General features: G+C 61.4%; 35 protein-coding genes. 32 read left to right on the forward strand and 3 right to left on the reverse strand.

The features are described from left to right. Positions 1-107 precede the first annotated feature (107 nt). The 11 genes from ACK59H_RS17525 to ACK59H_RS17575 all read left to right on the forward strand — a co-directional run bounded on the left by ACK59H_RS17525 (position 108) and on the right by ACK59H_RS17575 (position 5,251). Complete coding sequence (locus ACK59H_RS17525) at positions 108-305, forward strand: Cro/CI family transcriptional regulator (protein ID WP_045195692.1); 198 nt, start codon at positions 108-110, stop codon at positions 303-305. Positions 306-335: 30 nt separating this feature from the next. Next, the gene (locus ACK59H_RS17530; RefSeq protein WP_027919780.1) at positions 336-524 is read left to right on the forward strand and encodes a hypothetical protein; all 189 of its coding nucleotides are present in this window, start codon (positions 336-338) and stop codon (positions 522-524) included. 19 nt (positions 525-543) lie between these two features. Beyond that, entirely contained in the window at positions 544-723 is a 180-nt protein-coding gene (locus ACK59H_RS17535; RefSeq protein ID WP_409264700.1) for a hypothetical protein, read from the forward strand. A 167-nt stretch (positions 724-890) separates the two neighbouring features. Further along, positions 891-1,619 (forward strand): Rha family transcriptional regulator, encoded by a 729-nt coding sequence (locus ACK59H_RS17540; protein WP_409264701.1) that lies wholly within the window; start codon positions 891-893, stop codon positions 1,617-1,619. Continuing rightward, positions 1,619-2,398 (forward strand): Pyocin large subunit-like protein, encoded by a 780-nt coding sequence (locus ACK59H_RS17545; protein ID WP_409264702.1) that lies wholly within the window; start codon positions 1,619-1,621, stop codon positions 2,396-2,398. The genes ACK59H_RS17540 and ACK59H_RS17545 overlap by 1 nt, the downstream gene beginning before the upstream one ends. Further along, positions 2,395-3,156 (forward strand): replication protein P, encoded by a 762-nt coding sequence (locus tag ACK59H_RS17550; protein WP_409264703.1) that lies wholly within the window; start codon positions 2,395-2,397, stop codon positions 3,154-3,156. Before ACK59H_RS17545 ends, ACK59H_RS17550 begins: the two co-directional genes overlap by 4 nt. Next, complete coding sequence (locus tag ACK59H_RS17555) at positions 3,153-3,476, forward strand: hypothetical protein (protein ID WP_409264704.1); 324 nt, start codon at positions 3,153-3,155, stop codon at positions 3,474-3,476. The genes ACK59H_RS17550 and ACK59H_RS17555 overlap by 4 nt, the downstream gene beginning before the upstream one ends. Then, the gene (locus ACK59H_RS17560) at positions 3,473-3,943 is read left to right on the forward strand and encodes a hypothetical protein (protein ID WP_409264705.1); all 471 of its coding nucleotides are present in this window, start codon (positions 3,473-3,475) and stop codon (positions 3,941-3,943) included. The genes ACK59H_RS17555 and ACK59H_RS17560 overlap by 4 nt, the downstream gene beginning before the upstream one ends. Next, positions 3,940-4,545 (forward strand): recombination protein NinG, encoded by a 606-nt coding sequence (locus ACK59H_RS17565; RefSeq protein WP_409264707.1) that lies wholly within the window; start codon positions 3,940-3,942, stop codon positions 4,543-4,545. The genes ACK59H_RS17560 and ACK59H_RS17565 overlap by 4 nt, the downstream gene beginning before the upstream one ends. Beyond that, positions 4,542-4,670: a hypothetical protein gene (locus tag ACK59H_RS17570; RefSeq protein WP_256671754.1), complete on the forward strand. Its 129-nt coding sequence runs from the start codon at positions 4,542-4,544 to the stop codon at positions 4,668-4,670. Before ACK59H_RS17565 ends, ACK59H_RS17570 begins: the two co-directional genes overlap by 4 nt. Next, complete coding sequence (locus tag ACK59H_RS17575) at positions 4,661-5,251, forward strand: hypothetical protein (RefSeq protein WP_409264708.1); 591 nt, start codon at positions 4,661-4,663, stop codon at positions 5,249-5,251. Before ACK59H_RS17570 ends, ACK59H_RS17575 begins: the two co-directional genes overlap by 10 nt. Before the next feature lie 135 nt (positions 5,252-5,386). Here the strand turns inward: ACK59H_RS17575 and ACK59H_RS17580 are convergent, their stop codons facing one another. Then, positions 5,387-5,830, reverse strand: a complete 444-nt coding sequence (locus ACK59H_RS17580) for a hypothetical protein (RefSeq protein ID WP_409264709.1) — start codon at positions 5,828-5,830, stop codon at positions 5,387-5,389. 204 nt (positions 5,831-6,034) lie between these two features. On the opposite strand from ACK59H_RS17580, the gene ACK59H_RS17585 reads away from it, so the two are divergent. Together ACK59H_RS17585 and ACK59H_RS17590 are read left to right on the forward strand one after the other, a co-directional pair. Further along, on the forward strand, positions 6,035-6,361 hold the full coding sequence (locus ACK59H_RS17585) for an MFS transporter (protein ID WP_409264710.1): 327 nt from the start codon (positions 6,035-6,037) through the stop codon (positions 6,359-6,361). Beyond that, positions 6,358-6,669 (forward strand): hypothetical protein, encoded by a 312-nt coding sequence (locus ACK59H_RS17590; protein WP_409264711.1) that lies wholly within the window; start codon positions 6,358-6,360, stop codon positions 6,667-6,669. Before ACK59H_RS17585 ends, ACK59H_RS17590 begins: the two co-directional genes overlap by 4 nt. A gap of 441 nt (positions 6,670-7,110) precedes the next feature. Here the strand turns inward: ACK59H_RS17590 and ACK59H_RS17595 are convergent, their stop codons facing one another. Next, complete coding sequence (locus tag ACK59H_RS17595) at positions 7,111-7,440, reverse strand: hypothetical protein (protein WP_247283004.1); 330 nt, start codon at positions 7,438-7,440, stop codon at positions 7,111-7,113. Between the two features lie 63 nt (positions 7,441-7,503). On the opposite strand from ACK59H_RS17595, the gene ACK59H_RS17600 reads away from it, so the two are divergent. From ACK59H_RS17600 to ACK59H_RS17620, 5 genes are read left to right on the forward strand one after another with little or no spacing between them, the layout of a single operon-like run. Beyond that, positions 7,504-8,118: a putative metallopeptidase gene (locus ACK59H_RS17600; protein WP_409264733.1), complete on the forward strand. Its 615-nt coding sequence runs from the start codon at positions 7,504-7,506 to the stop codon at positions 8,116-8,118. A gap of 30 nt (positions 8,119-8,148) precedes the next feature. After that, positions 8,149-8,610: a DUF2280 domain-containing protein gene (locus ACK59H_RS17605; RefSeq protein ID WP_409264712.1), complete on the forward strand. Its 462-nt coding sequence runs from the start codon at positions 8,149-8,151 to the stop codon at positions 8,608-8,610. Continuing rightward, on the forward strand, positions 8,597-9,892 hold the full coding sequence (locus tag ACK59H_RS17610) for a terminase large subunit domain-containing protein (protein ID WP_409264713.1): 1,296 nt from the start codon (positions 8,597-8,599) through the stop codon (positions 9,890-9,892). The genes ACK59H_RS17605 and ACK59H_RS17610 overlap by 14 nt, the downstream gene beginning before the upstream one ends. Before the next feature lie 2 nt (positions 9,893-9,894). Then, positions 9,895-11,274: a DUF4055 domain-containing protein gene (locus ACK59H_RS17615; RefSeq protein ID WP_409264714.1), complete on the forward strand. Its 1,380-nt coding sequence runs from the start codon at positions 9,895-9,897 to the stop codon at positions 11,272-11,274. After that, positions 11,274-12,350: a hypothetical protein gene (locus tag ACK59H_RS17620; protein ID WP_409264715.1), complete on the forward strand. Its 1,077-nt coding sequence runs from the start codon at positions 11,274-11,276 to the stop codon at positions 12,348-12,350. Before ACK59H_RS17615 ends, ACK59H_RS17620 begins: the two co-directional genes overlap by 1 nt. A gap of 43 nt (positions 12,351-12,393) precedes the next feature. Here ACK59H_RS17620 and ACK59H_RS17625 read toward each other — a convergent pair whose 3' ends face one another. Then, positions 12,394-12,897: a hypothetical protein gene (locus tag ACK59H_RS17625; RefSeq protein ID WP_409264716.1), complete on the reverse strand. Its 504-nt coding sequence runs from the start codon at positions 12,895-12,897 to the stop codon at positions 12,394-12,396. Between the two features lie 174 nt (positions 12,898-13,071). Between ACK59H_RS17625 and ACK59H_RS17630 the strand changes: the two genes are divergently transcribed. The 14 genes from ACK59H_RS17630 to ACK59H_RS17695 all read left to right on the forward strand — a co-directional run bounded on the left by ACK59H_RS17630 (position 13,072) and on the right by ACK59H_RS17695 (position 23,679). Next, positions 13,072-13,818, forward strand: coding sequence for a DUF6651 domain-containing protein (locus tag ACK59H_RS17630; RefSeq protein ID WP_409264717.1), 747 nt, complete (start codon positions 13,072-13,074; stop codon positions 13,816-13,818). Between the two features lie 9 nt (positions 13,819-13,827). Continuing rightward, positions 13,828-14,796, forward strand: coding sequence for a major capsid protein (locus tag ACK59H_RS17635; protein ID WP_409264718.1), 969 nt, complete (start codon positions 13,828-13,830; stop codon positions 14,794-14,796). A gap of 42 nt (positions 14,797-14,838) precedes the next feature. After that, the gene (locus ACK59H_RS17640) at positions 14,839-15,135 is read left to right on the forward strand and encodes a hypothetical protein (RefSeq protein WP_409264719.1); all 297 of its coding nucleotides are present in this window, start codon (positions 14,839-14,841) and stop codon (positions 15,133-15,135) included. Further along, entirely contained in the window at positions 15,135-15,503 is a 369-nt protein-coding gene (locus ACK59H_RS17645; RefSeq protein WP_409264720.1) for a hypothetical protein, read from the forward strand. Before ACK59H_RS17640 ends, ACK59H_RS17645 begins: the two co-directional genes overlap by 1 nt. Before the next feature lies 1 nt (position 15,504). Next, on the forward strand, positions 15,505-15,891 hold the full coding sequence (locus tag ACK59H_RS17650; protein ID WP_409264721.1) for a hypothetical protein: 387 nt from the start codon (positions 15,505-15,507) through the stop codon (positions 15,889-15,891). 2 nt (positions 15,892-15,893) lie between these two features. Next, the gene (locus ACK59H_RS17655) at positions 15,894-16,565 is read left to right on the forward strand and encodes a hypothetical protein (RefSeq protein ID WP_409264722.1); all 672 of its coding nucleotides are present in this window, start codon (positions 15,894-15,896) and stop codon (positions 16,563-16,565) included. Continuing rightward, positions 16,562-16,990, forward strand: a complete 429-nt coding sequence (locus ACK59H_RS17660) for a phage tail terminator-like protein (protein WP_409264723.1) — start codon at positions 16,562-16,564, stop codon at positions 16,988-16,990. The genes ACK59H_RS17655 and ACK59H_RS17660 overlap by 4 nt, the downstream gene beginning before the upstream one ends. Before the next feature lie 39 nt (positions 16,991-17,029). Next, positions 17,030-17,689: a phage tail protein gene (locus ACK59H_RS17665; protein WP_366548640.1), complete on the forward strand. Its 660-nt coding sequence runs from the start codon at positions 17,030-17,032 to the stop codon at positions 17,687-17,689. A 9-nt stretch (positions 17,690-17,698) separates the two neighbouring features. Beyond that, a complete protein-coding gene (locus tag ACK59H_RS17670) occupies positions 17,699-18,082 on the forward strand; it encodes a phage tail assembly chaperone (RefSeq protein ID WP_409264724.1) in 384 nt (127 codons plus the stop codon). Positions 18,083-18,138: 56 nt separating this feature from the next. Continuing rightward, entirely contained in the window at positions 18,139-18,396 is a 258-nt protein-coding gene (locus ACK59H_RS17675; RefSeq protein ID WP_409264725.1) for a DUF1799 domain-containing protein, read from the forward strand. A gap of 216 nt (positions 18,397-18,612) precedes the next feature. Further along, complete coding sequence (locus tag ACK59H_RS17680; RefSeq protein WP_409264726.1) at positions 18,613-21,852, forward strand: phage tail tape measure protein; 3,240 nt, start codon at positions 18,613-18,615, stop codon at positions 21,850-21,852. Between the two features lie 17 nt (positions 21,853-21,869). Next, positions 21,870-22,208 carry a phage tail protein gene (locus tag ACK59H_RS17685; RefSeq protein ID WP_409264727.1) on the forward strand — a complete coding sequence of 113 codons (339 nt, stop codon included), beginning with the start codon at positions 21,870-21,872 and terminating at the stop codon, positions 22,206-22,208. Next, positions 22,208-22,906, forward strand: coding sequence for a phage minor tail protein L (locus tag ACK59H_RS17690; RefSeq protein WP_409264728.1), 699 nt, complete (start codon positions 22,208-22,210; stop codon positions 22,904-22,906). Before ACK59H_RS17685 ends, ACK59H_RS17690 begins: the two co-directional genes overlap by 1 nt. An 8-nt stretch (positions 22,907-22,914) precedes the next feature. Then, positions 22,915-23,679, forward strand: a complete 765-nt coding sequence (locus tag ACK59H_RS17695; protein WP_409264730.1) for a C40 family peptidase — start codon at positions 22,915-22,917, stop codon at positions 23,677-23,679. Positions 23,680-23,896 lie beyond the last annotated feature (217 nt).

Raw genomic sequence — 23,896 nt, forward strand, 5'->3', positions numbered from 1 at the left:
TTAGTAGCACAGCTGCTTCTTAAGCAAACAGCACTGCTACTCTTTGTCCTTGAATATTGTAAAACAGCAGTGCTAATATTTGGCCAAACCCCTATGAGGCAAACCAGATGAAGACTGTATCCCTTGAGGATTACCTGGCTGAGCAAGGAACCCAGAGCGACCTCGCCAAGGCCCTGGGGATCCAGCAGAGCGCCGTATCCCAGATGTTCCGCGCCAAGCGGGATATCCGAATCACGATTTATGACGACGGTCACATTGAGGCAAACGAGATTCGCCCGATCCCAGCCCGAAAGTCAGCTGCATAACCATTCCCAACAGCAAGGAGCCGTCCCCGCATGTACGCCAACCCCAAGCACCTGCATGACCGCGAAATCAAGGTCCGGGTCGATGAGGACACGTTTGAACTGATACAGGCGCTGGCCAAGTTCCATCGCACGCAGCGCGCTGTGCTCTGCCGCGAGCTGCTTGAGGCTCAGTTGGCTGCCCTGGCTTCGGAGAATACCGGCGATCAGCACGTGGCCTGAAGGCCCTTAGGAGGGGCCAATGCCTATCGAACAGATCGGCTTGGACCAGGAATTGACGAATCAGCTTGAGCAGGAAGCGAAGAGAAGGGGCGTCAGCCCTGAAGACCTCGCGGCAGAGCTGATCCGGAAAGAGCTGGCAAGCCGAACGAAGCCTCGAAATCCAAGAGGCAATGTGAAGCCGTTCCACGTCAGGTCCTGACCAGGCCCTGATAAGCCCGAATTGCGGGCACAAAAAAGCCGGGATTGCGGCCCGGCCTTTTCAACTGCATATGACTGGAGTCGATTATGCATACCCAACCACCAGATGTACAGGGCCTCCCTAGGCCCGCGCCACAAAATGCAGTTAGCGGTTTTGTGGCGCGCACGATGTCATCCAGGGAAATCGCCAGCCTCACTGGCAAGCGCCACGACAACGTCAAGCGGGATGTCGTTGCCATGCTGAAGGACCTGAAGGTTGATCCCCTCAGTTTTGAGGATATCTACCTCGACGGGCGGAACCGCGAGCAGGTGCAATACCAGCTCGATCGTGAGCACACCGACTGCTTGCTGACCGGCTATAGCCCAGCGCTGCGCATGAAGGTGATCCGCCGCTGGCGTGAGCTGGAGGGCCAGTCCGAAGCCCGTCAGGCGGTGAATGCCAACGGCACCAAGGTAATTGGCGAGATAGCCATCATGGAGTGCTTCACGCGCCTGCTGAAGCCCGCTCCGTCGAGTCAGCTGGCCATGCTGACCAAGATCGCTGAGAACAACGGGCTCGACCCACAGTTCCTGCCGAGCTACGCCATCGACTCACCACCGGATGCCACAGGCGGAAGCTCAATGCCGACCATGGCTATGACTGCGCTGCTCAAACGCCACGGTGTGAACAAGTCGGCCCCCGCCTTTAACCGTGCCCTGGCCGGGCTTGGCTTCCTCCAGGCTCGAACCCGGCAGAACAGCAAGCGCGAACCTGTGTGTTTCTGGTCCGTGACTGATAAGGGCCTGCGCTACGGCAAGAACATCACCAGCCCTCAGTGCCCGCGAGAAACGCAGCCGCACTGGTACATCGATCGTTTCGAAGAACTCGTCGACCTGGTCGGCGTGGGAGCCAAGTAATGGCCGGAGACTGGATCAAAATGCGCGTAGATCTTCAGACGCATCCGAAAGTTTTCCGCATGGTGTCCGCATTGCGTGCGGACAGGTTGCGGGTGATAGGCGGACTGCATGTCGCCTGGAGCATCTTTGACACGCATTCTGCTGATGGTGTGCTGCACGGCTACACCACCGATGCCATGGATGCTGTGATCGGCTGGCCAGGTTTCACTCAGGCCATGGTTGATGTCGAGTGGGCGGACATCGATGAGCATGGAAGCCTTGTCATGCCTCGCTTCGACGAACACAACGGGGCCAGCGCCAAGCGCCGTGCCAACGACAGTGAGCGCAAGCGTGAATCGCGGAAAGCGAATTCTGTCCGCAATCCGTCCGCAAGTGATGCGGACAAAATGCGGACCAGAGAAGAGAAGAGAAGAGAAGAGAAAGAACAAGATCAAAAGCCTTCGTCATCGTGCGATGACGGTGACCTGTTCGCGCGTTTCTGGAAGCTGTACCCGCGAAAGGTGGGCAAGGCCAATGCCGAGAAGGCCTGGTCGAAGCTGAAAGTCGATGCAGACCTGTTCGAACGCATGGCCAGCGCGCTGGCTGCCTGGGCGGTTTCGCCGGACTGGACCAAGGACGGCGGCCAGTTCATCCCGCACCCGGCCACTTGGTTGAACGGCAAGCGGTGGGACGACGAGCTGCCGGCGCCCGGCAATGTCCACCCGTTCCCACCCCGGAGACAGGGCAATGGTCCAGATTTCAACGACACCACATGGGCTGATGACCTGGGGGCGCTATGAGCACGCCGAGCGCTCCCAAGAGCGTCACCCAGATCATGTCCACGGCCCGCAACCTGCCCGCCGAGGTGCAGGCCCCGGCCAAGCAGCTGGACCCGGGCACCACCGAGGTGGTCAACGCCCTGTTCAAGGAGCTGCAGGCCATCTTCCCAGCGTGGAAACAGGCATGGCCGGATGACGAGGCCCTGAAGGCTGCCAAGCGCAGCTGGATCAAGTCATTCGTCGCGGCGGGCATCAACACGCTCGAGCAGATCCGATTCGGCATCCAGAAGTGCCGGGTGCTGGGCACTGACTTCGCCCCGAGCAGCGGCAAGTTCATCAAGCTGTGCCAGCCGACCCCGGAAGAGATGGGCATTCCGCCGCTTGCGCGGGCCCTGGCAGAGGCGCTGGAGAACTTCCACCCCAGCAGGGCAGGGGCACGCACCTGGTCGCACGCAGCCGTGCGCCACGCGGCCCTGCAGTGCGAGGCGCAGAACCTTGGGTCGATGGAGGTGGAGCGGGCCGAGAAGGTATTCGCCCGGGCCTACGACATCACGATCCGCATGCTGGTCGCCGGCGAGCCACTTGGCGACATCGCCACCGGCATCGGCCACGACAGCCAGAAGAGCGCCGCTCAGCTCGCCGACGAGTACGCCAACCAGAAGCAGGTCCGCCTGCTGGAGATCCAGCAGATCCCGTCGAGCGCCGCCGCGTGCCGTGCACACCTGCTGGCCAAGTTGAACATCAAGCGCGCCGGGCAGCCGGCCGGGGAGGGCGTATGACTGACGAGATGCGCGCGGAGTTCGAGGTCGCCTTCCGGGCGAAGTTCGGCTTCGGGGCAACCGATGTGGCTGAGACAAAGAGCGAGGACGGTGCCGTGATCATGGGTGCTGCTCTGTGGGCCTGGCAGGCCTCCCGCGAGGCCGTGGTGGTGGATCTGCCCAGGGTGGTTGGCTTCGAGGGAGCTTATGACTCGCACCGCCATCACGAATTCGTCCCGAGCATGAGCGACGTTGAGGATGCAGACGAGATATTCAGCCTGTGCCGCAGGATTGAAGCCAAGGAAGCCATCGAGGCACAGGGCCTGAAGGTAAAGCCATGACCGAGAAAATCAGCGTCAACAGCCAGGCCAAGCTGTCCGAGGCCGTGACCATGCTCACGCGCCTGTTCCGCGACAAGAAGTTCGTCGTGGTCACCATGCGCCCGGGAAAGGACCGTACCCTGGATCAGAACGCCCTCTGGTTCGCCATGTACGACCGAATCGCCAAGAGCACCGAAATGGGCGACATCGAGGATGTTCGCCGGTACTGCAAGCTGCACTTCGGCGTGCCGATCATGCGCGCCGGCTGCGATGAGTTCCGCAGTGGCTGGGCCGAGTCGTTCATCCACCTGCCATATGAGGTGAAGCTGCGCCTGATGGGGCCGTGCGCGATGTTCGGGCCGGATGGCTTCCCGGTGACTCGCCTGTTCGACCGGGCCCAGGGCTGCCAGTACACCGACCGCATCGTTGCCGAGTTCGCGCCGCAGGGCGTGGTGTTCGGCGACCTGCTGAACGAGGAGGCGGCATGACACTGGCCAAGGAAATCAAACCGAAGAAGTGCAAGGCACCAGGTTGCGGCAAGCCCTTCAAACCGACCATGACCACGCAGAAGGTGTGCAGCATCGCCTGTGCCAAGGCCACGGCCAAAGACCCTAAGCTGCAGAAGGTTGCGGCCAGGGCAATCACCAAGCAGGCGCGGCAGGACCTTCAGGAGCGCCGGGAGAAGCTGAAGACCCGCCGCGAGCACATGGCCGAGGCCCAGACCGCGTTCAACGCCTACATCCGTGAGCGTGACGCCGGCCTCCCGTGCATCAGCTGCGACTCGCTGCCGAGCGACCACGACCTCATCACCGGCAGCCGCTGGGACGCTGGGCATTACCGGTCGGTTGGCGCCTGCCCGGAGTTGCGGTTCGAGCCGCTGAACGTCCACCGCCAGTGCGTGAAGTGCAACCGGAACCTTTCGGGCAACGCGGTCGAGTACCGCATCCGGTTGGTGAAGCGCATCGGCGCCGACCAGGTTGATTGGCTCGAAGGGCCGCATCAGCCCCAGCGCCTGACCATCGAAGACCTGCAGGCCATCAAGGCCCTGTACCGGCAAAAGCTCAAAGACCTGCGGAGGGCTGCAGCATGATCTGGACCATCACAGACACGGCCGGCGTGCTGCTCCTCGCTATGGCCATCGTTTCGGCCTGGTGCGCTATGCGCGCCAACAGTATCCAAACCCGCCGCAAGAAGGAGAACGGCCCATGCAACTGAACAGCGCGCGGCAGGCTTGGCACGACTGCCTGTATACGGCCTGGGACAGCCAGGGCTCTTTCATCGAGCAACTGGGGTTGCTGGGCACCATGGTCCAGACCACGGAGAAGCAGCGGAAGGCGAGCCATGCAGTGCACCAGGCTCTGGCTGGGACCATTCAGGTAGCAATCGGACAGCTTGCCAGCAGCATCAAAGCCTTTGGCAATTTCATGTACGCGCCTCGGCTCGACGCCGATACTCAGGAGGATGCGGAGGAGGCCGTATTCACGATGGTCCAGCAGCGTTCGCCACGCATGACCGCGGCCAAGCGCGAAAAGCTGGAGTACGTGGTGAAGGGCGTCATGGCCCGGTACCGGTACATGCACCAGGGTGGGCAGTCGGCCAATGACGACCCACTTGCGTCGCCGGAGGGATTCCGGGCTTGGCTGGATGCCCACTACGGTGTCCGCCTGGAGTCTTCGAACTGGGATCGTGATTGGGGTGGTTTCGTCAGCTTGGCATTCGAGTGCTGTGAGGATCTGGACAAGGAAGCACTGAGCCCGGTTGCGGCCGCGATTTACGAAATGCGCAGGGCCGCTTGAGGCCCTATTGCGTTCCCGTGCGTCTGGTGCTATCTTTTCGCCATTCTGATAATTTTGCCTTTGGCAAACGCATCGCAAGACCCGGCCTTCGCGCCGGGTTTTTTGTTGGTTCAAAAATTATCCCAATTATCGTCATCAAATACCCATTGATTTCGTTACCACATTCATGCCGATGGTCAGGAACTGGTCGAGCAGCATGGATGTAGTTGCTTTCGCCGTCTCCGAGGCTGCCTTCTCTAGCTTCTCCCCAAGAGTCTCGCTGCCTATTTCTGGCTGATCCACATGCTTCAATGCTCTGAGGCCCACAGCAGACAATGTGTAGCGCGAGCTGATGGTTTCGCCACGCTGAGACAGATAGCCCTCTTCCGCCAGCCAACGAGCTGAGTTCCGGATGAATTCGTCTAGCTCGTACCAATCGCTGCTGTAGAAATCTTGCCCCTGACTGTTGATTTGTGGCTCTTCGCGGCTCAGTCCTATCACATTAGGATCAAGATAAATGGGCTCTGGAAAGTGCGAGTAGAGGGTCGTAAGTATCAATGCAGCAGCTTCATCAAATCGCTCGATGTTGTTTCTTGTCACTGTGCTGATCTCCCTTAGAAATTCTTGATGACAGTAGCAGCGGGTTACCCATCTTTGCTCGAGAACTCGCTACTGTCGAAGTGAAGTGTAGGCGGGCGATGCTTACCTTCAGAGCGACATGGCTTGCTGGATCGGTACACCTGCGACCCACCTTTTCGCAAAGCAATCAAACTAGCTTTCCTTAACACGCTCGAGAGGTCGAGGATGGATTTTTTTCACCGCCTGCTCGACAAGCTCGACTGGGCTATTGCGGGCCTCTTGGGGGCCTTGGTTGCCACCCGCTGGCACAAGGAAGACTTGCTGGACCGCAAGGCATGGATTCTTTTCCTGCTCACTGGTATGGCTTGCGCTCACTACCTTACTGGGATGGTCAGCACCTACTTCGGCATTGTCGAACCTCGCAGTGTTGCGGGGGTGGGGTTCCTGCTGGGCACCTTCGGCGGTTCGCTCATTGCTGCCGTCACCCGTGCCATCAAGGCCGCTGATCTCTGGTCTGTCATCAGGTCCAAGTTCGGAGGGCCAAACGGATGATTCTCGAATACGTCAACGCCCTTGCTGCTGGCGTGATCGCCCTATGGGCATCCTGGGCAGTGCTGAGCGGGAAAGTGCGCGACGGTGTGATCGGTAAGATCCTCTACTCGATCATCGCTCTGAGCGGCTACGCCATTCTGGCCAGGTCGGACCGCATGTTTTTCACCCCGAACACCGCCGGCGTCACAATGCATGTGGCCCTGGCTCTGGCTGGGCTGCGACACATGTTCGTCATCACCTACTGGCCCCGCGTGAAGCGCTGGATCTGCCGGCGACTGGAATGCGATCTCTGCAAGCAATCTAAGTGATGCGCGCCACAAAAATCATGATCTGTCGTTTTGTGGCGCAAGGAACCAGTAGCGAGAGCTATCTTGCTTTGATCGCTGCCTCAATAGCGTCGGCGTAATCGGATAGCCTCGTCATCTCGTCTCGCAAGGCTGAGCCATTGCTTGGGTTAGAAACTGCGGCAGCGATCAGCTCAAGAGCCGCGGTTACTGCCGCCTTCCTGTTTGCTTCAGCTCGGTCGTCGGATCGGCCTGATATGATGGAGGAGAATGTCTGAGACATAGGGTTCCTTAGAAGTTTGAGTTGAGACCAATGGCGGCAGATTGCCGGCATCCCAAGCTCACTTACGTACTGGACTATCAAATGACTGTCAAGCAACCCGACTGGGAGGCGATCGAACGTGCCTTCCAGCCTGGGGAGCTTTCCGTTCGGATCTGTCGGTTCTTCCGACTGATCCTACGGGGCTAGAGGCGCACTTGGTAAAGTTTCCAGCAAGCTTCGATGGCCATTTCGCGGGTAACGAAGAGTGTTTTTGCTGGATCTGGGTGCGGAATTTTCAAGTCAGTAATCGGATTCAGTAGGGTCAGAAAATCTCTTGGATCACGATTGACGTGCACTTGCTCCATTTGAGTAAGCAGATAACCATTCTCCGCAAGAAACGTAACGGCTCCTTCCTTGTGATCTCGGGCAAAGCTGATGGCGGTCTCGGTTGCCTTGTCACGGTTTGCGAGAAGTAGCATAGAAGCCGCAAGCTGAGTCGCAGCGCGGCCTGGCTGGTTGTTGAAGTCAATCATGTCCTGTGCGTCCTCTTGGTTGGCGTCTCTGTAATGGGGTGTTAAGTGCAGAATCAAGTCCTGATTGAATCGCGGCGACCGGTTCCGGCGGCTGACCAAAACGAGTCGTTATGGCTTACGCTTCGGCCAGCGCCGGAGGTATGGGAGTGGATCTCGCGCGAGATTCTCGCCGAAACCGGCAGCATTCATAATCCTGAGCATGCCCACCTGATTGACGCCAACATTGGCGTGCTGTGGGCATCGAGCGGATTCGGCAAGCAGGGGCGGGTGGTACTTGGCCAGGCCGAGCAGCTGATGTTCCGCGCTGGCGGATGGCAGAAGGCCCGACAAGAGCAGCAGATGCGGGAGTGGTTCGGCGAGGAGCCGACCTTCCTCATCACCCTGGCCGCCGACTACTGCGCCCAGTGCACCGACGCTGAGTTCTGCGCCCTGGTCGAGCACGAGCTGTATCACATCGGACACAAGCTCGATAAGTACGGCGCCCCGGCGTTCGGTGATGACGGTATGCCCAAGCTTGAGATGCGCGGACATGACGTCGAAGAGTTCGTCGGTGTGGTCCGCCGGTACGGTCCAAGCCACGACGTACAGCAGCTGATAGACGCTGCAAGCAGGCCGCTCGAGGTGGCCAAAATCAACATTGCGAGGGCCTGTGGAACCTGCCTGCTGAAGTCGGCGTAGTTTTGACAGGCGCTTGACGGAACCCAATCTATGGCAGCCCTGAGCAACGAGGTGAAGGCCTTCATCGTTCAGGCGCTGGCCTGCTTCGATACGCCATCTCAGGTGGCAGAGGCCGTCAAAAACGAATTCGGGATCGAGGTCAGCCGCCAGTCGGTAGAGAGCCATGATCCAACCAAGCGCGCAGCACAGCGCCTGGCCAAGCGCTGGGTGGTGCTGTTCGAGGACACCCGCAAGCGTTTCCGCGAAGAGACGGCAGAGATACCCATCGCCAACCGGGCATATCGACTCCGCACACTGGGCAGGATGGCCGAGAAGGCCGAGAACATGCGCAACCTCGCCCTTACTGCCCAATTGTTGGAGCAGGCAGCCAAGGAAGTCGGTGATGTCTACGTGAACCGCCAGACCAAAGCTGACGTGCCTCAGGACAACGTGGCACCGACCAGCATTCGGGTTGAGGTCGTGAACGCGAGGAAGCCAGATGCCGACGCTTAACGTCCCTCAGGCGCGCTTCCTCCAGATGGAGCACAAGTTCCGCGGCTTCGTGGCCGGGTTCGGCTCAGGAAAGACCTGGGTAGGCTGCGCTGGAATCTGCAAGCACGTGTGGGAGTGGCCCCGGATTAACTCCGGCTACTTCGCCCCAACCTACCCGCAGATCCGCGACATCTTCTTCCCGACCATCGAGGAGGTCGCCTTCGACTGGGGCCTGAAGGTCAAGACGAAGGAGAGCGACAAGGAGGTCGAGTTCTACAGCGGTGGCCAGTATCGCAGCACGACCATCTGCCGCTCGATGGAAAAGCCGCAGACCATCGTGGGCTTCAAGATCGGGCACGCGTTGGTAGATGAACTCGACGTTTTGCCCGCGCTGAAGGCTGAGCACGCCTGGCGCAAGATTATTGCCAGGATGCGTTACAACGTGCCCGGGCTGAAGAATGGCGTAGACGTGACCACGACCCCCGAGGGGTTCAAGTTCGTCTACCAGCAGTTCGTGAAGCAGCTGCGCGAGAAGCCAGCGATGCAGGGCATGTATGGCTTGGTGCAGGCCAGCACGTTCGACAACGAGCTGAACCTGCCGCCTGACTACATCCCATCCCTGATGGACTCCTACCCGGAGCAGCTGATCCTGGCCTATCTGAACGGCCAGTTCGTCAACCTGAACTCCGGGTCGATCTACACCGCCTACAACCGCAAGCTGAACGGCAGCCAGGAGTCAGTGCAGCCCGGCGAGCCGATCTTTGTGGGCATGGACTTCAACGTCGGCAAGATGTCGGCCATCGTCCACGTCAAGCGCCTGGGCATGCCCCATGCAGTGGGCGAGATCATGAACGGCTACGACACGCCTGACATGATCCGCCAGATCAAGGAGCGCTACTGGCTGTACGCCGAGGGCAAATACCACAAGACGCGCGAAATTCTGATGTTCCCCGATGCCTCGGGCAAAGGTCGGAAATCGGTCAATGCGAGCACTACTGACCTTGAGCTGCTGCGCCAGGCCGGATTCACCGTGATGGCGCCGGAGGCGAACCCGCCGGTGAAAGACCGGATCAACGCCATGAACGCCATGTTCTGCAACTCGGCGGGGGAGCGCCGCTATCGCGTCAACACAGATCTCTGCCCAACCTACGCCGATTGCCTGGAGCAGCAGATCTGGGCGCCAACGGGTGAGCCAGACAAGAGCCAGGGCAACGACCACGCCAACGACGCTGGCGGCTACTTCATCCACCATGACTATCCGATCGTCAAACCAGTGATCGTGACCCAATCCTTGAGAATGTGACCATGAGCGATAACCCAAGCATCACGCTTCCTGCCGTCGATGAGATGCGCGGGTACTGGGCTGTGATCTCGCCGCTCATGGGCGGGACGATGGCGATGCGGGCAGTGGGCAAGAAGCTGCTGCCGCAGTACCCAGCCGAGTCGGACGAAGGCTACCGGGAGCGCCTGCGCCTCTCGACGCTGCTGCCGGCCTACTCTGAGACGGTCGGAAACATGACTGCCAGGGTGTTCGCTGAGCCCCTGCAGCTTGGCGACGGCGTGCCCGAGGACATCGTCGCCATGGCGACGGACATCGACCGGGCCGGCAATGACCTGAACTCGTGGGCTGTCGAATTCTTCCGCGAGGGTTTGAGCCACGGCATCTGCCACGCATTCGTCGATCATCCGTCAGTTGATGGACTGAAGACGAAGGCGGAAGAGCAAGCCGCTGGCGTCCGCCCCTATGTGGTGATGGTGAAGCCATCCCAGGTGCTGGGCTGGCGCTCCAAGGGCGGCGTGCTGACCATGGTCCGCTACCGTGAGGTGGTCGAGGAGGAGGATGGCGAGTTCGGCGCCAAGTGCGTCGAGCAGATCCGCGTTCTGATCCCTGGCGGGTGGCGAACCTACCGCCGCGCAACGTCGAAGGCGGTCTGGGCGCTCCACGAGCAGGGCACCACCAGCCTGGACCGCATCCCATGGGCGACTTTCTACACCGGGCGCACCGGTTTCATGACGGCCAAGCCGCCGCTGCTGGAGCTTGCCCACCTGAACGTCAAGCACTGGCAGAGCCAGAGCGACCAGGACAACATCCTGCACGTCATCCGCGTCCCGATTCTGGCTCGCATCGGCGTACAGATGCAGTTCACCGACCAGGGAAAGCCGGTTCCGCCGGAGTTCAAGGTCGGCACCGGGTCGTTGACCGACCTGCCGGCCAGTGGCGACCTGAAGTACGTGGAGCACACCGGCAAGGCCGTGGAAGCCGGCCGCACCGCGCTGCAGGACCTGCTCGATGAGATGCGGATGGCCGGCGGCAAGCTGCTCACGCCTGAGAAGGCCGCGACCAAGACCGCGACCCAGGCGGAGGAGGAAGCGGCGCAAGAGCTTTCGCCCCTGCAGCGGATGTCGAACCACTTCGGCGACTGTCTGGCGCAGCTACTGCAGTTCATGGCCGAGTACCGCAGCCTCGGCGACGGAGGAACGGTCGAGATGCGCGGCAACTACGACGTTGACTTCACGCCAGAGGTCTCGCTGCCAACCCTGGTCTCGATGGCCAACGCTGGCATGATCTCCAAGGAGACGCTGTTCGCTGAGATGCAGCGCCGCGGCGTGATCAGCGACGAATACGACTGGGGCGATGAGCTGGCGAAGATTGAGGCCCAAGGCCCGGCCCTCGGTACGCTGTGATGAAGACGGCCAACGAGAAGCTGCTGAACGAGCTGATCGGGCATGAGGTCGACATGTCCAGGCTGAGCAACAGCCAGGTTGTGACGATCATCAAGATCCTCAACAGCAAGGATGCCGACCTGCGCGCCGCGCTGATCGAGGCTATCGACAACCTCGGCACCGCCTTGTCGGCCGCAGCTGTCGATATCGCCTTGTCGGCGGTGCTGCGGATCAACCAGCAGACCTTCATCGAGATTCGCCTGGCCATGGACCAGGTGACCGATGGGCTGATCAGTTACGAGCTGGCGTTCCAGCAGAGCGCGTTGCGGACCGTTCTCCCGGCTCTAGTGCAGGAGGCGTACCCGGTCGTCTCCCCTGCGTTCAGCGCGGTGAAGGCGATCGCCCAGGCTCGACCATTCCAAGGGCGCCTGCTGAGGGAGTGGATGGCCGGCATCGAGTCCAGCCGCGCTGCCGCAGTGCGCGATGCCGTGCGCTCGGGCGTGGTCGAGGGGCGTACCACTGCCGAGATCGTCCGCACGGTCATTGGCAGCCGGGCTCAGCAATACGCCGACGGGGCCCTCCAGAAGATCAGGCGCGACGTTGAGGCGGTAGTGCGGTCTGCGGTTTCCCACACGGCTGAAACGGCCAGCGACGCAGCGTATGAGGCGAACAGCGACATCATCAGCCACGTTGAGTGGCTCAGTACGCTGGACAACCACACATCAAGCGACTGCCGGATACGTGACCGCCTGCCGTACACGCTGGGCACCTACAAGCCCATAGGCCACACGATCCCGTGGCTGGCCGGGCCCGGGCGCATCCACTTCTGCTGCCGATCCTCGAAGGTTCCGGTGCTCAAGAGCGCTAAGGCCCTGGGCTTTAGCGACGGCGCAACCCGGGCGAGCATGGACGGCCAGGTGCCGGAGTCGACCACCTATGCCGAATGGCTGAACAAGCAGTCAGCAGCACGCCAGGATGACATCCTAGGCCCGGAGCGTGGCCGGTTGATGCGTGAAGGCGGGCTGAAGCTAAGCACGTTCTACAACGACAAGGGGAAGCTCCTTACGCTCGCGCAGTTGCAGGCGCGTTTCAAGTAACCGCGCGCCACGAAACCTAGAGGATCGATTTCGTGGCGCGCTGCTATTTGAAGCAGTCTTTCCTTCGATTTTCGAATTTTTCCATCAGAGAAAAATACTGTTTCGGCCAATCCTGCATTGCTGTGGGGGCCAACGATAGCGATTGAAGCTTCTCTTCGGTCGTCTCCGCCATAAGCCCTATTTGAACAGTGGCCGCAAGCTTGAGCGTTGGAACAACTAGCTCTGGTGGTGCATATGCTACGAGGCGCATTGAGCTTTCCACCACTGCCTGACCGAGAACGTGGAAGAGTGCTTCCTTGTCTTTAGTGCTGTCGGGCGCCTGGATTTTGCTGCCGAAAGCCCCGATTGAGCCCAACACAGCCTCGGACTTCTCCCTAATGACAGCCTCCTGTTTGTCGACTCGACGCATGCAAGTCTCAATGGCGGCCTGGTGAGTGGAGAGGTAGCTGGCGTAATACGTCAGCCCTGCTGCGCAACCGCTGGCGATTATTCCAAGAAGTCCGATGGCTATTGTCCATCGGGCGGTGGTGGATGCGCCCAAATCCATTTGAAGCTCCAAGGTTCTCTGGTAAACGAGCCGCGGATCCTACCTCTAGCTTCCAACTTTGCAACCAACAGCCCTGGCCAATGCCGGGGCTTTTTTCTGCCTGCGGTTCGGATGGACGGGGCGCAACTGGGGCCGGATGGCTCATCAACTGGCCGGATGGCCCAGAGAGACGACATGAAACTTAAGACCGTTGAAGTGGATGGCAAGCAGTACGCCGTGATCGAAGATGGCAAGCCGGTCTTCGTTGAAGACGATGGCAAAGAAGTCGCCTTCGATGCCGTGGGTACCCGCAACACCATCACCCGGCTGAATGCCGAAGCCAAGTCGCACCGCGAGCGTGCCGACGGCTTCGAGAAAACCGTCAAGGCGTTCGAAGGCATCGAGGATGCTGCGGCCGCCAAGAAGGCGCTGGAAATCGTCGCCAACCTCGACGCCAAGAAGCTGGTGGATGCCGGCGAGATCGAGAAGGTGAAAGGCGAGATCAGCAAGGCCTTCCAGACCCAGCTGGATGAAGCCAACACCAAGGCGCAGGGCTTCGAGCAGCAGCTGTATGCCGAGAAGATCGGTGGCAGCTTCGCCCGCTCGCAGTTCATCGCCGAGAAGATGGCGGTGCCGGCTGACATGGTCCAGGCCACGTTCGGCAACAGCTTCAAGATCGAAGAAGGCAAGGTGGTCGCCTACGACGCCCAGGGCCAGAAGATCTTCAGCCGCAGCCGACCGGGTGAGCTGGCCGACTTCAACGAAGCGCTGGAAACCCTCGTCTCGCAGTACCCCCATCGCGACCACATCCTGAAGAGCTCCGGTGCCAATGGCGGCGGCGCTCCGAACGGCGGTGGTGGCACCAAAACCACAAAGGGCAACTTCGGTGGCACCAAGGCAGAGCGCCTGGAAGCCATGAAGGGCCTGATCGCAAGCGAATAAGGAGGCCCAATGGCCCTTTCGAACATGAAGGTGTTCAACGAGTACCTTCGCCACGCCACCATCGAAACCCTGACCCAGGACGTCGACAAGTTCAACGCAGCCTCGGCTGGTGCGATCCGCCTGACCACTCAGGGCATCGACGGTGACTTCCTGCAGGAATCGTTCTGGGCGGGCCTGCACGGCGCTCAGCGTCGTGTCGATCGCTACGCCGCTAACGGCAACCAGTCCGCGACCCCGCTGTCGCAGAAGCAGTACGACTCGGTGAAGATCGCCGGCGGCTTCGGCCCGATCCTGTGGGAGCCTGCACAGCTGTCCTGGGTGCAAAAGAACCCCGAGGAAGCGCTGGAGGTCATCAGTCGCAACCTGTCCGAGGCCATCGTCTCGGATCAGCTCAACACCGCCATTGCCGCTCTGGTGGCGGCCATTGGCAACCAGCCGAGCGCGATCAACGACGTGTCCGCTACCGCCGGTGTCGACTACATCGCCATCAACGGCGCCCACGCGCTGTTCGGCGACGCATCGGCCCGCCTCATCGCGCAGGTCATGACCGGTGCCCAGTACCACGCCCTGATCGGCAAGAACCTGGCCAACAGCCAACAGCTGTTCCAGGCCGGTGGTGTTCTGGTCGTCGACGTCTTGGGCAAGTCGGTCATCGTCACCGACGCTCCAGCGCTTTATGAGGCCGGCACCCCGAACAAGCAGAAGGTCCTCAGCCTGGCAGACGGTGCTGCCATGGTGATGGATGGTTCCGACCTGATCACCAACATCGAGACCTCCAACGGCAAGGAGCGCATCGAGACCACCATGCAGGCCGACTACACCTTCGGCCTGGGCCTCAAGGGCTACACCTGGGACACCGCCAACGGCGGCAAGTCGCCGACCAACTCCGAGCTGTCCACTGGTACCAACTGGGACCTGGTGGCGAGCAGCATCAAGGGCTCGGCCGGCGTCATGACCATCGGCGACGCCACCAAGTAACCGGTACCGCGCCCTTCGGGGCGCCTTCCTCAGGAGATCGCCATGAGCGAGAGCATCATCTACGAGCAGCACCCGGTGTCGGCAGAACGCAAGACCTTCCTGCGTCGCAAAGGCTACAAAATCATCGACGCCAAGTTCGCGCCGGAGGGTTATGAGCATCCCGAGCCGATCAAGGAGGGCAAAGCCTCCAAGGTCAGCAAGTCCGCAGCTGAAAAGAAAGCCGCTGAAGAAGCCGAGCAGAAGGCAAAGCTGCAGGCTGCGCTGACTGAAAAGGGCGTCCAGTTCGCGCCTGAAGCCACCCTGGAAGACCTGCAGAAGCTGCTGGACGGGGCCGCGTAATGACGACCTACATCAGCATCGAGCAGGTCGACGCGCTGCTGGGCCAGACCTGGGCGCCGGATGAAAAGAAGGCGCGCGCGGTGCTGATGACCAACACCTGGCTTACCAACCAGGGGCTGCCCGAGTTCGACACGGTTCCCGCCGACGTCGTGCAGGCAGGCGCGGAGGTGGCGGTGGAGGCGGCAGCAGGCAACCTGTACCAGGCAAAGGAAACCGGCGTGCTGAGCAAGTCCGTGGATGCGGACGGCGTGTCGAGCAGCAAGACCTACTCGGCTACGTCCAAGGCCATTAGCGCTGGTGAGTCCTTCGCCTTGGCCCTGCTGGCGCGGTATCTGGGCGCAGGCCAGGTCAAGATCGTCAGGGGGTGACATGGGGCTTCGACGCGAGTTACAGGCCGAGCTGGCCCAGGCCTTCGATACGGATCTGGCCGACGCAGTGGCGGTGGTCGATGGCAGCCGGTCTGTACCTGGCACCTATGACCCTGAGAAGGGCGGCAGCACGCCAGCGATAACGCTGCACTATGCCGGTCGCGGTGTCTTCGGCCAGTACAAGGCCCGGGAGATCGACGGTACGCGCATCCTGGCGACAGACGTGCGCCTCAAGGCGCTGCAGAACGAGCTGTTCGTGAAGGACGGCGGCACGGTCACAGACGACCCTGCTACCCCAGCCATCGGTGATCGCATCAGCGGCTACCGAGTCATGAACGTCGGACAGGACGCGGCCAAGGCCACCTGGACCATTCAACTGAGGAAGTGACCATGGCCCGTGGTTCGAACATGACCACCCGCTACGACGGCCTGGACGGAGGATTCACCGCCCAGCTGGAGCAGTTCGCAGAGGCCGCCAAGGAGGCGATGGACCTAACCTTCCGTGAGGTCGTGATCATGGTCGGCCGGAGGCTGGTGACCATGTCGCCGGTCGGCAACCCGGATCTCTGGAAGGTGAACGTTGAGGCCCAGGGCAGCGCGGCTGAGCAGATCGCGGCCTACAACGCGAAGGCGGCGGCCATCAACGCCGGCATTACGTCCGACCAGGCCAACTACACCAAGAGCGGCAATCTGAAGGGCGGCCTGCGGCTACGCAAGCCACTGACCAAGCGCGAGCAGCGTGAGAACTTCGGGTTTGGCGTTCGTAGGGTTGGCCAGGGCTACGTGGGCGGGCGCTTCCGCAGTAACTGGCAGCTCACCACCGGCGCTCCAGCCGCAGGCGAGATCGAGGACATCGAGAGCGCCGGCGAGACGCTGGACAGGCTTCTCGTGGCTGCCGGTGATCTTTCCGCCGGCGAGGTCGCCTACATCGTCAACAACCTGCCGTATGCCATCCCTCTGGAGTACGGCCACAGCTCACAGGCGCCTGGCGGCATGGTGCGAGTCACCGTCGCCGACTTCCAGCGCATCGTCGAAGAAGCCATCAGGATTCACCGAGCATGAGCCAGGCAAGAGCACGACAGGCCATAGAGATCAAGCTGATGGGCTGGGCTGCGGCGCGCCCGATCCGGGTCGCGAACTTCGAGCAGGGTTTTGAGGCCGGGCCCGACGAAACCTACCTGCAGGCTTTCCAACTGCCGGCGGGCACTACCTGCCGCTACCTGGGTAGCGATGCATACGAGTATACCGGCGTCTACCAGGTGAGCATTGTTTGCCCGGCTGGCCAGCCTCTGGCTACCGCCGAGAGCTTGGTCGGTGAGCTTTCGAGTCTCTTCAGAGTGGACTCGGCGCTCAGCCACAGCGGCTTCGAGGGCCTGGTGACAGAACCAGTGGACCAGGGCCCAACCATCACCGAGTCGGCGACCTACACGGTCCCGGCCAGCTTCACCTACCGCGGCGTCGCGGACCAACCGCCCGCTGGGGCATAACCAACCGCCGCCCGGCGGGCAACAACGAGGAAACATTCTATGGCCGCAAAATTCCCGCTGCCGAACGGCGCTGTGCTGGAAATCGCCAGCGTTTTCGGCGCTGCCGTCGCCTTTACCGCCCTGACCAATGCTGCGCCACCAGTGGCCACCGCTGCCGATCACGACATCGCCAACGGCGACGTCTTGCTGATCAGCTCCGGCTGGGCGCTCATCGCCGACCGCGCTGTCAGTGCCGCAAACGTTGCTGCCGACACGTTCGCCTTGAAAGGCCTCAACACCACCAATGTGGACAAGTACACCCCTGGCGCTGGCGTAGGCTCGGTCCTCCCTGTTACCGCCTGGGCGCAGATCTCCAAGGTGACTGCGTTCACTTCGGCCGGCGGTGAGCAGCAGTACCTCACCGTGGGCTATCTGGAGGATGACGACGACCGCCAGTTCCCGACCAACCGCAATCCGATCACGCTGTCGATCACCGTCGAGGACCAGCCAAGCGCGGCCTACGTCGCCCTGGTCGAGACCTACGGTGACAGCAAGGAACTTGTGGTTGTGCGCCTCAAGCTTCCAGGTGGCGACCAGATCCTCTACCCGGGCTACGTGAGCATCACCACCACCCCGACCATGGACCGGAACAACCTCATGACGCGCACCATCAGCATCGCGCTGTCGGGCCGTCCTGTTCGCATCCTGGCCGGCGCGTAAGGAACCCTCATGGCAAAGATCAAGATCGCGCAGAACCCCACGTTCGCCGCTGTGGTGCAGGTTCCGCGCATTGGCGCCGATCCGGCACCCGTGGAATTCCAGTTCCGCTACATGGATCGCGTAGCCTTGTCCGCGATGTTCGATCGCTGGAACAAGGCGCGCGACGCCTGGGCGGCGAAGGCTCAGAAGGACGGGGCGAACTGGGAGGAGGTCACCACAGGCGAAATCGCTCTACAGGCCGAGCAGCTGGGCGAGATCGTCACTGGCTGGGACCTGGAAGACGAGTTCAGTGCCGAGGCCATCGTTGACCTGGTGCGCACCTGCACCGGCGCACCGAAGGCGGTCGTTGATGCGTTCCAAGCCGCTTATAGCCCGGCTCGATTGGGAAACTGAGGGCGGCGGCCCGGGCATGCTACGAGCGCGGGCCCTCCGCCGAGCAACTGGCGGCGTTGGGACTGACCCCGGATGACATCGAGGAGGAGGTGGTGAAGGTCTGGCCAGATGCATGGCCAGCCTTCCGCCTGTTCGATGCCCTGGGCACACAGTGGCGGGTGGCCTCTGGCGGCCCGTCTGGCCTGGACTACAACGCCATCCCCGCAACTGCCTCGATGCTCGGCATCAAGCGCCGCGACCTCACCGACATTTTCCCCGATCTCCGCGTCATGGAGGTTGAGGCCTTGGCCGTCATGGCCGAATCGATGGAGTAGATCATGACCACCATTGCCTCTCTCGGTCTTCAGATCGACTCCGGTGATGCCGTCGAGGCCAAGGACAACCTTGACCAGCTGACTAATGCCGGCAAGCGCAGCGAGGAATCGGCTGGGCGAACCGGGCGCGCCTGGGAGACTGCCCTGGGAAGCTTGCAGGGTGACACCAGGCAGATCGTTCAGGAGCTGCAGGCGCTCAACGCCAAGCAGACAGAGTTGGCGCAGCAGATGGCCACCGTGGGGCGCGCCGTTACCAGCGCTTCCACGGCGTTCAGCAGCGCCGCCGCCAACATGGGGGCGTTCCGGACTGAGGCCGCGCAGGCGGGCAAGGTGCAGGAGGCGCTCACCAGCGCCACGGATGCCGGTGCCCAGGCCGGCCGGCGCGCCGCCGAATCCGCCGACGAGCAGCAGGCCAGGATTCTGGCCGTGGCCAAGGCCTCGCTTGAGGCCAGCCAGTACGTTCAATCGCTCAACCGGGCAACCGAGCAGAGCGCCGAGGTAACCGCCCAGGCGAACGCCGTTCTGTCCGACAGTGCGAGCCGCCAGGCAGCCATCAACAGCCGGGCCCAGGCCCTGATAGCTACTGAGGAGCGCCAGGCGGAGGCGGCGAAGAAGGCCGCAGGCGCGCATCGGGAAGAAGGCCAGGCCCTTGAGGAGCTGCTGGGTAAGATCGACCCGACAGTCGCGGCAATGGGCCGGCTGGACCAGATGGAGCAGAAGCTGAAGGGCTTCCGCACCAGTGGCGCGCTCGATGCGGAGACCTTCGGCGAGTACCAGACTAAGATCGACCAGGCGCGCACGGCTCTGGGTGGTGCCGACATCGCGCTGAGCAAGACCGGCATGACCGCGAAGGCTACGGCTGCAGCATTACGCGGCGTGCCGGCGCAGTTCACCGACATCGTGGTGTCCCTGCAGGGCGGCCAGGCGCCGCTCACCGTGCTGTTGCAGCAGGGCGGGCAGCTCAAGGACATGTTCGGGGGCGTGGGCCCGGCCGTGAAGGCCCTGGGCGGCTACATCATGGGCCTGGTGAACCCGTTCACTGTCGCCGCAGCTGCCGTTGGCGTGCTGGGCTATGCCTACTACAAGGGTAGCGAAGAGGCAGTAGGCTTCCAGAAGACCTTGATCACCACCGGCAACGCGGCAGGCACTACTGCTGACCGGTTGTCTGGGATGGCTGCTCAGGTATCGGCCACGGTGGGGACCACCGGCGCCGCTGCTGAGGTGCTGACTCAGCTGGCCGGTAGCGGAAAGGTTGCCGCCGGAAGCTTTGTCGAGATCACTGAGGCTGCGCTTGAATGGCGGGATGCTACAGGCCGCGCAGTAGAGGAGACCGTCGCTGAGTTTGTAAAGATCGGCAAGGACCCGGTCGCAGCGGCCAAGGAGCTAAACGAGCAATACAACTTCCTCACTGCTTCCACCTACTCGCAGATCGTTGCGCTTAAGGAGCAGGGCGACACCATCGGTGCAGCGAAGCTTCTCACCGACACCTACGTCGATACCATCAAAAACCGCAGCAAGGAGGTCACCGAGAACCTGTCGATCTGGGAGCGCGGTTGGAAAGCCCTGCGGGGCGAGGTTGCTGCCACCGTAGACTCGGTCAAAAACATTGGCCGCGACCAGGACATCGCAAGTCGTATCGTCGAGACGCAGCAGCGCCTGGCGGCGGCGCAGAGTGCGGTGAACGGTGATCCTGACGACACCGCAGCGCAGAGGAAGCTGACCGACGCCAACCTTGAGCTTAAAGCTCTCATCCAGCAGCGAGACACGCAGCAAGCCATTGCGAGGGCTCAAGAGCTGGATGCCCAGCGGCAGCAGGCGGCCATTGTGGCAATCGGCAAGATCGACGCCCTGGAGAAGTCCGCCAGGACCAACGCCGAGAAGCGTGCCGATGCGCTGAAGGAGTACAACAAGTCTCTGGACGCGATTCGCAAGGTCAATCCGAACGATGAGCGCCTCAAGCCCGAGAACATCACTCGGGTGCAAGCCGACATCGCCAAGCAGTTCAAGGATCCTGCCGGGCGTACCACGTCAGTCGACCTCTCCGGGTTCAACGATCAGAAGAACGCGCTGAGCGCCATTCTGGCCGAGTACAAGAACCACCAGAAGGAGCTGGACGCGGCACAGAAGGCCGGCCTGATCTCGCAAGAGTCGTACGCAGCCCAGCGGGCCGCAATCCTCCAGCAACAAAAGGCCGAGGTCACTAACGCCTACGAGGCAGAGATCAAAGCGCTGGAGGATGCCAAGGGGCGAAGCGGCACCAGCGCCCAGCAGCGAATCCAGCTCGACCAAAAGATCGCTGACGCCCGGGCCGCCATGGTGAAGGCGCAAAAGGACGCCGATACCGAGCTTTCGGTGCTGGCGACCAATGAGCAAGGCCGGTTGGCCAAACAGGCCAGGGCCGTGCAGACCTACACCGATGCCCTCGACCAGCAGGTCCTGGCGCTTAGGCTACAGGGGCAGCGTTCGGCTGACGGCCTTGGGCTCGGCGATCGACTGCGCGGCTTGCAGGATCAGCAGAACGGCATCGCCGACCGTATGAACCAGCAGCGTCTGGACCTGGCCAACCAGTACGGTGACGGCTCCCGCGGCATGAGCCTCGATGAATACAACCAGAAGCTGGCAGCCCTGAGCAAAACAGAGAAGGACCTGCAGGAAACCACCATTGCCAACTACGACCAGATGACGGCCGCCCAGGGCGACTGGCGCAAAGGGGCGTCGTCGGCCTTTCAGAACTACCTGGAACAGGCCCGGGATGTCGCCGGGCAGACAAGATCCTTGTTCACCAACGCCTTCAGCTCGATGGAGGACGCGGTCGTAAACTTCGCCATGACTGGCAAGTTTTCGTTTGCAGACTTCACCAAGTCGATCCTTGCCGATATGGCGCGAATTGCGACACAGCAAGCTTCATCCGGGCTCCTTTCGAGCTTTGCAAGCAGCGCGCTCGGGGCGTGGCTCGGTGGCGCGCCAACAGCCACAACCGCCACAGTCGGCGGCACCTCGACTACGTTTAATCCGCAGTTGAATACCGCCGGAATGACGTATGGCGGAGGTTTCTCAAGTGGAGGCTACACGGGTGATGGCGGGAAGTACGAGCCCGCAGGCATCGTCCACAGCGGTGAATTTGTACTTCGCAAGGAAGTGGTCAGCCAGCCGGGCATGCGTGATTACCTCGAGACACTGAACACTCGCGGCTATGCCGATGGTGGCTTTGTGGGCTCCATCACCCCCCAGGCGATACCCAGTCAGGTATCTGGCGCAGGCAGATCCGGCCCTGTGGTTATTCAGCAGGAGATCTCTGTCGAAGGCGGCAGGCAATCGGATGCAGGTGCAGCGAACATGGGCGCCGTAGCTGAAGCCTATGCGAAGGCGGCGAAGGATGGCGCGCAGCAAGAGATCGCCAAGCAGCTCAAGCGCGGCGGGATGATCTGGACCGCAATCAACCGGCCGGTGCGTTGACATTGTAGGAGGGCCAGATGGTCGACCGATTCACCTGGAAGCCGAATCGATCGGCCCCAGGCACCTTTCAGAATGCTGTGCGAACTGCAAACTTCGGGAGTGGCTACAAGCAAGTCGCTGGGAATGGCATCAACAACGAAGCTCAGTCTTGGAGCCTGACCTTCACCGGGAAGAAGAGCCGCATTGCCGCAATTCTGTCATTTCTTCGCGCCCAGAAGGGCTACAAGCCCTTCATCTGGAGGACGCCCTTCGATGGCGATCTCTATTTCACCTGCAATGCGTACAACCCAACTGATGTGGGGGGCGACTTGTGGTCGCTCACCGCGACCTTCGAACAAACCCACCAGGTGATCTGATGGCCGAGAGCATCTACGAGGACATCCAGAAGCTTACGCCGGGGCAGTACGTCGAACTTTACGAGATGGATCTGACGTCCTTGGGCGGCGACATCTACTATTTCCATGGCTATACCCAGGTTGGGCCGATCCATTGGCAAGGATTGGAATACACGCCATGGCCCATCAAGATCGAAGGCATGGGCATGACCGGGGAGGGGCAGCAGAACAGCCCGACGCTGTCCGTGGGCAACGTCTCCGGCCTGCTCACGGCACTTTGTCGAATCTACGACGACCTGGTGGACGCGAAGATTGTCCGACACCGCACACTGGGGCGTTTTCTCGATGCGGCAAACTTCCCTGGCGGAAATCCTGAGGCCGACCCGCAGGAGCACTTCGCGGACGACACCTACGCAATCGACCAGAAGCAGTCAGCTGACGATGAGATGATGGTGTTTGCTCTGAAATCGCCCCTGATTGCCTCTGACCGCAAACTTCCAGGTCGACAGATCGTCGCCAACTGTTGCCAATGGCTCACGATCGGTGGTTACCGCGGCGCGTACTGCGGCTACACCGGTTCGAACTATGCCACCGACAAAGATGTGCCGACTGATGATCCAGAGCGGGACATGTGCTCGGGCACTCTGACCGGCTGCAAGCTGCGCTTCGGCGAACACAACCCGCTGCGCTACGGCAGTTTCCCTTCCGCAGGCACCTGAGGTTTCCCATGAAGATTTCGCAGGCCGTCATTGCGGCCATGTACGCGCACGCCCGTCTAAAGGCGCCGGAGGAAAGCTGCGGGCTGTTGGTCAGGGTCGGGCGCAAGCTGGAGTATCTGCCGATCGCCAACGCAGCGGTGAATCCCCAGCAGGATTTCCGTATCAGCGCCGAGGACTGGGCCGACTCCGAGGATCAAGGCACGATCGCCGCGGTGGTGCACAGCCACCCTGGCCAATCGGCCAGGCTTAGCGCCGCGGATCGCACCGCGATGGAGGCAACCGCAATTCCTTGGGTGATCATCGAGGTGCGCGAAGGCGTGCCGGTATCACATCTGGTGCACGAGCCAACGGGATACCAGGCGCCGCTGGTTGGCCGCCCATTCCATCACGGGGTGCTGGACTGCTACACGTTGGTGCGAGACTACTATCAGCGCGAACTAGGCATCGTGCTTCCCGACTACGAGCGTGAAGATGGATGGTGGGAAAAGGGCCAGGATCTCTATGCTGACAACTTCGAGGCGGCTAACTTCTATCCAGTGGACCCTGACGACCTTCGCCAAGGCGATCTGATCGTCATGCAGGTGCGCGCCGAAAAGGCGAACCATGCGGGCGTATACTTGGCCGATGGTCGTCTCAAGACCGAACCCGAGCATCATCCGGTACCGGGAGGGATCCTGCATCACCTCTACGGGCGCGACTCCAAGCGAGACGTATTTGGCGGATTCTGGCGCGAGGCAGCCCGCTTCTACATGAGGCATCGCGATGCAAAGTGACTGCTGGTACAGTTTTCGCTTTGTCCATTGGAGGTCACGCATGAAGAGTGCTGCAGGTCTGGCAATAGCCGCAATGGTTCTGACGGGTTGCTCGTGGTCTGTCGAGGAGGCTAGAGGAAAAGGCCCCCTTGAAACATATCGCTCCAGTAAAGACGAAACTGAGCTTGCGAAATGCACCTTGTTCGCGTGGCAAAACGACTCGCTGTTTGGAACCAGG

Origin of the sequence: Pseudomonas sp. KCJK9000 (assembly GCF_046230725.1) — a bacterium.
Classification (GTDB): domain Bacteria; phylum Pseudomonadota; class Gammaproteobacteria; order Pseudomonadales; family Pseudomonadaceae; genus Aquipseudomonas; species Aquipseudomonas promysalinigenes.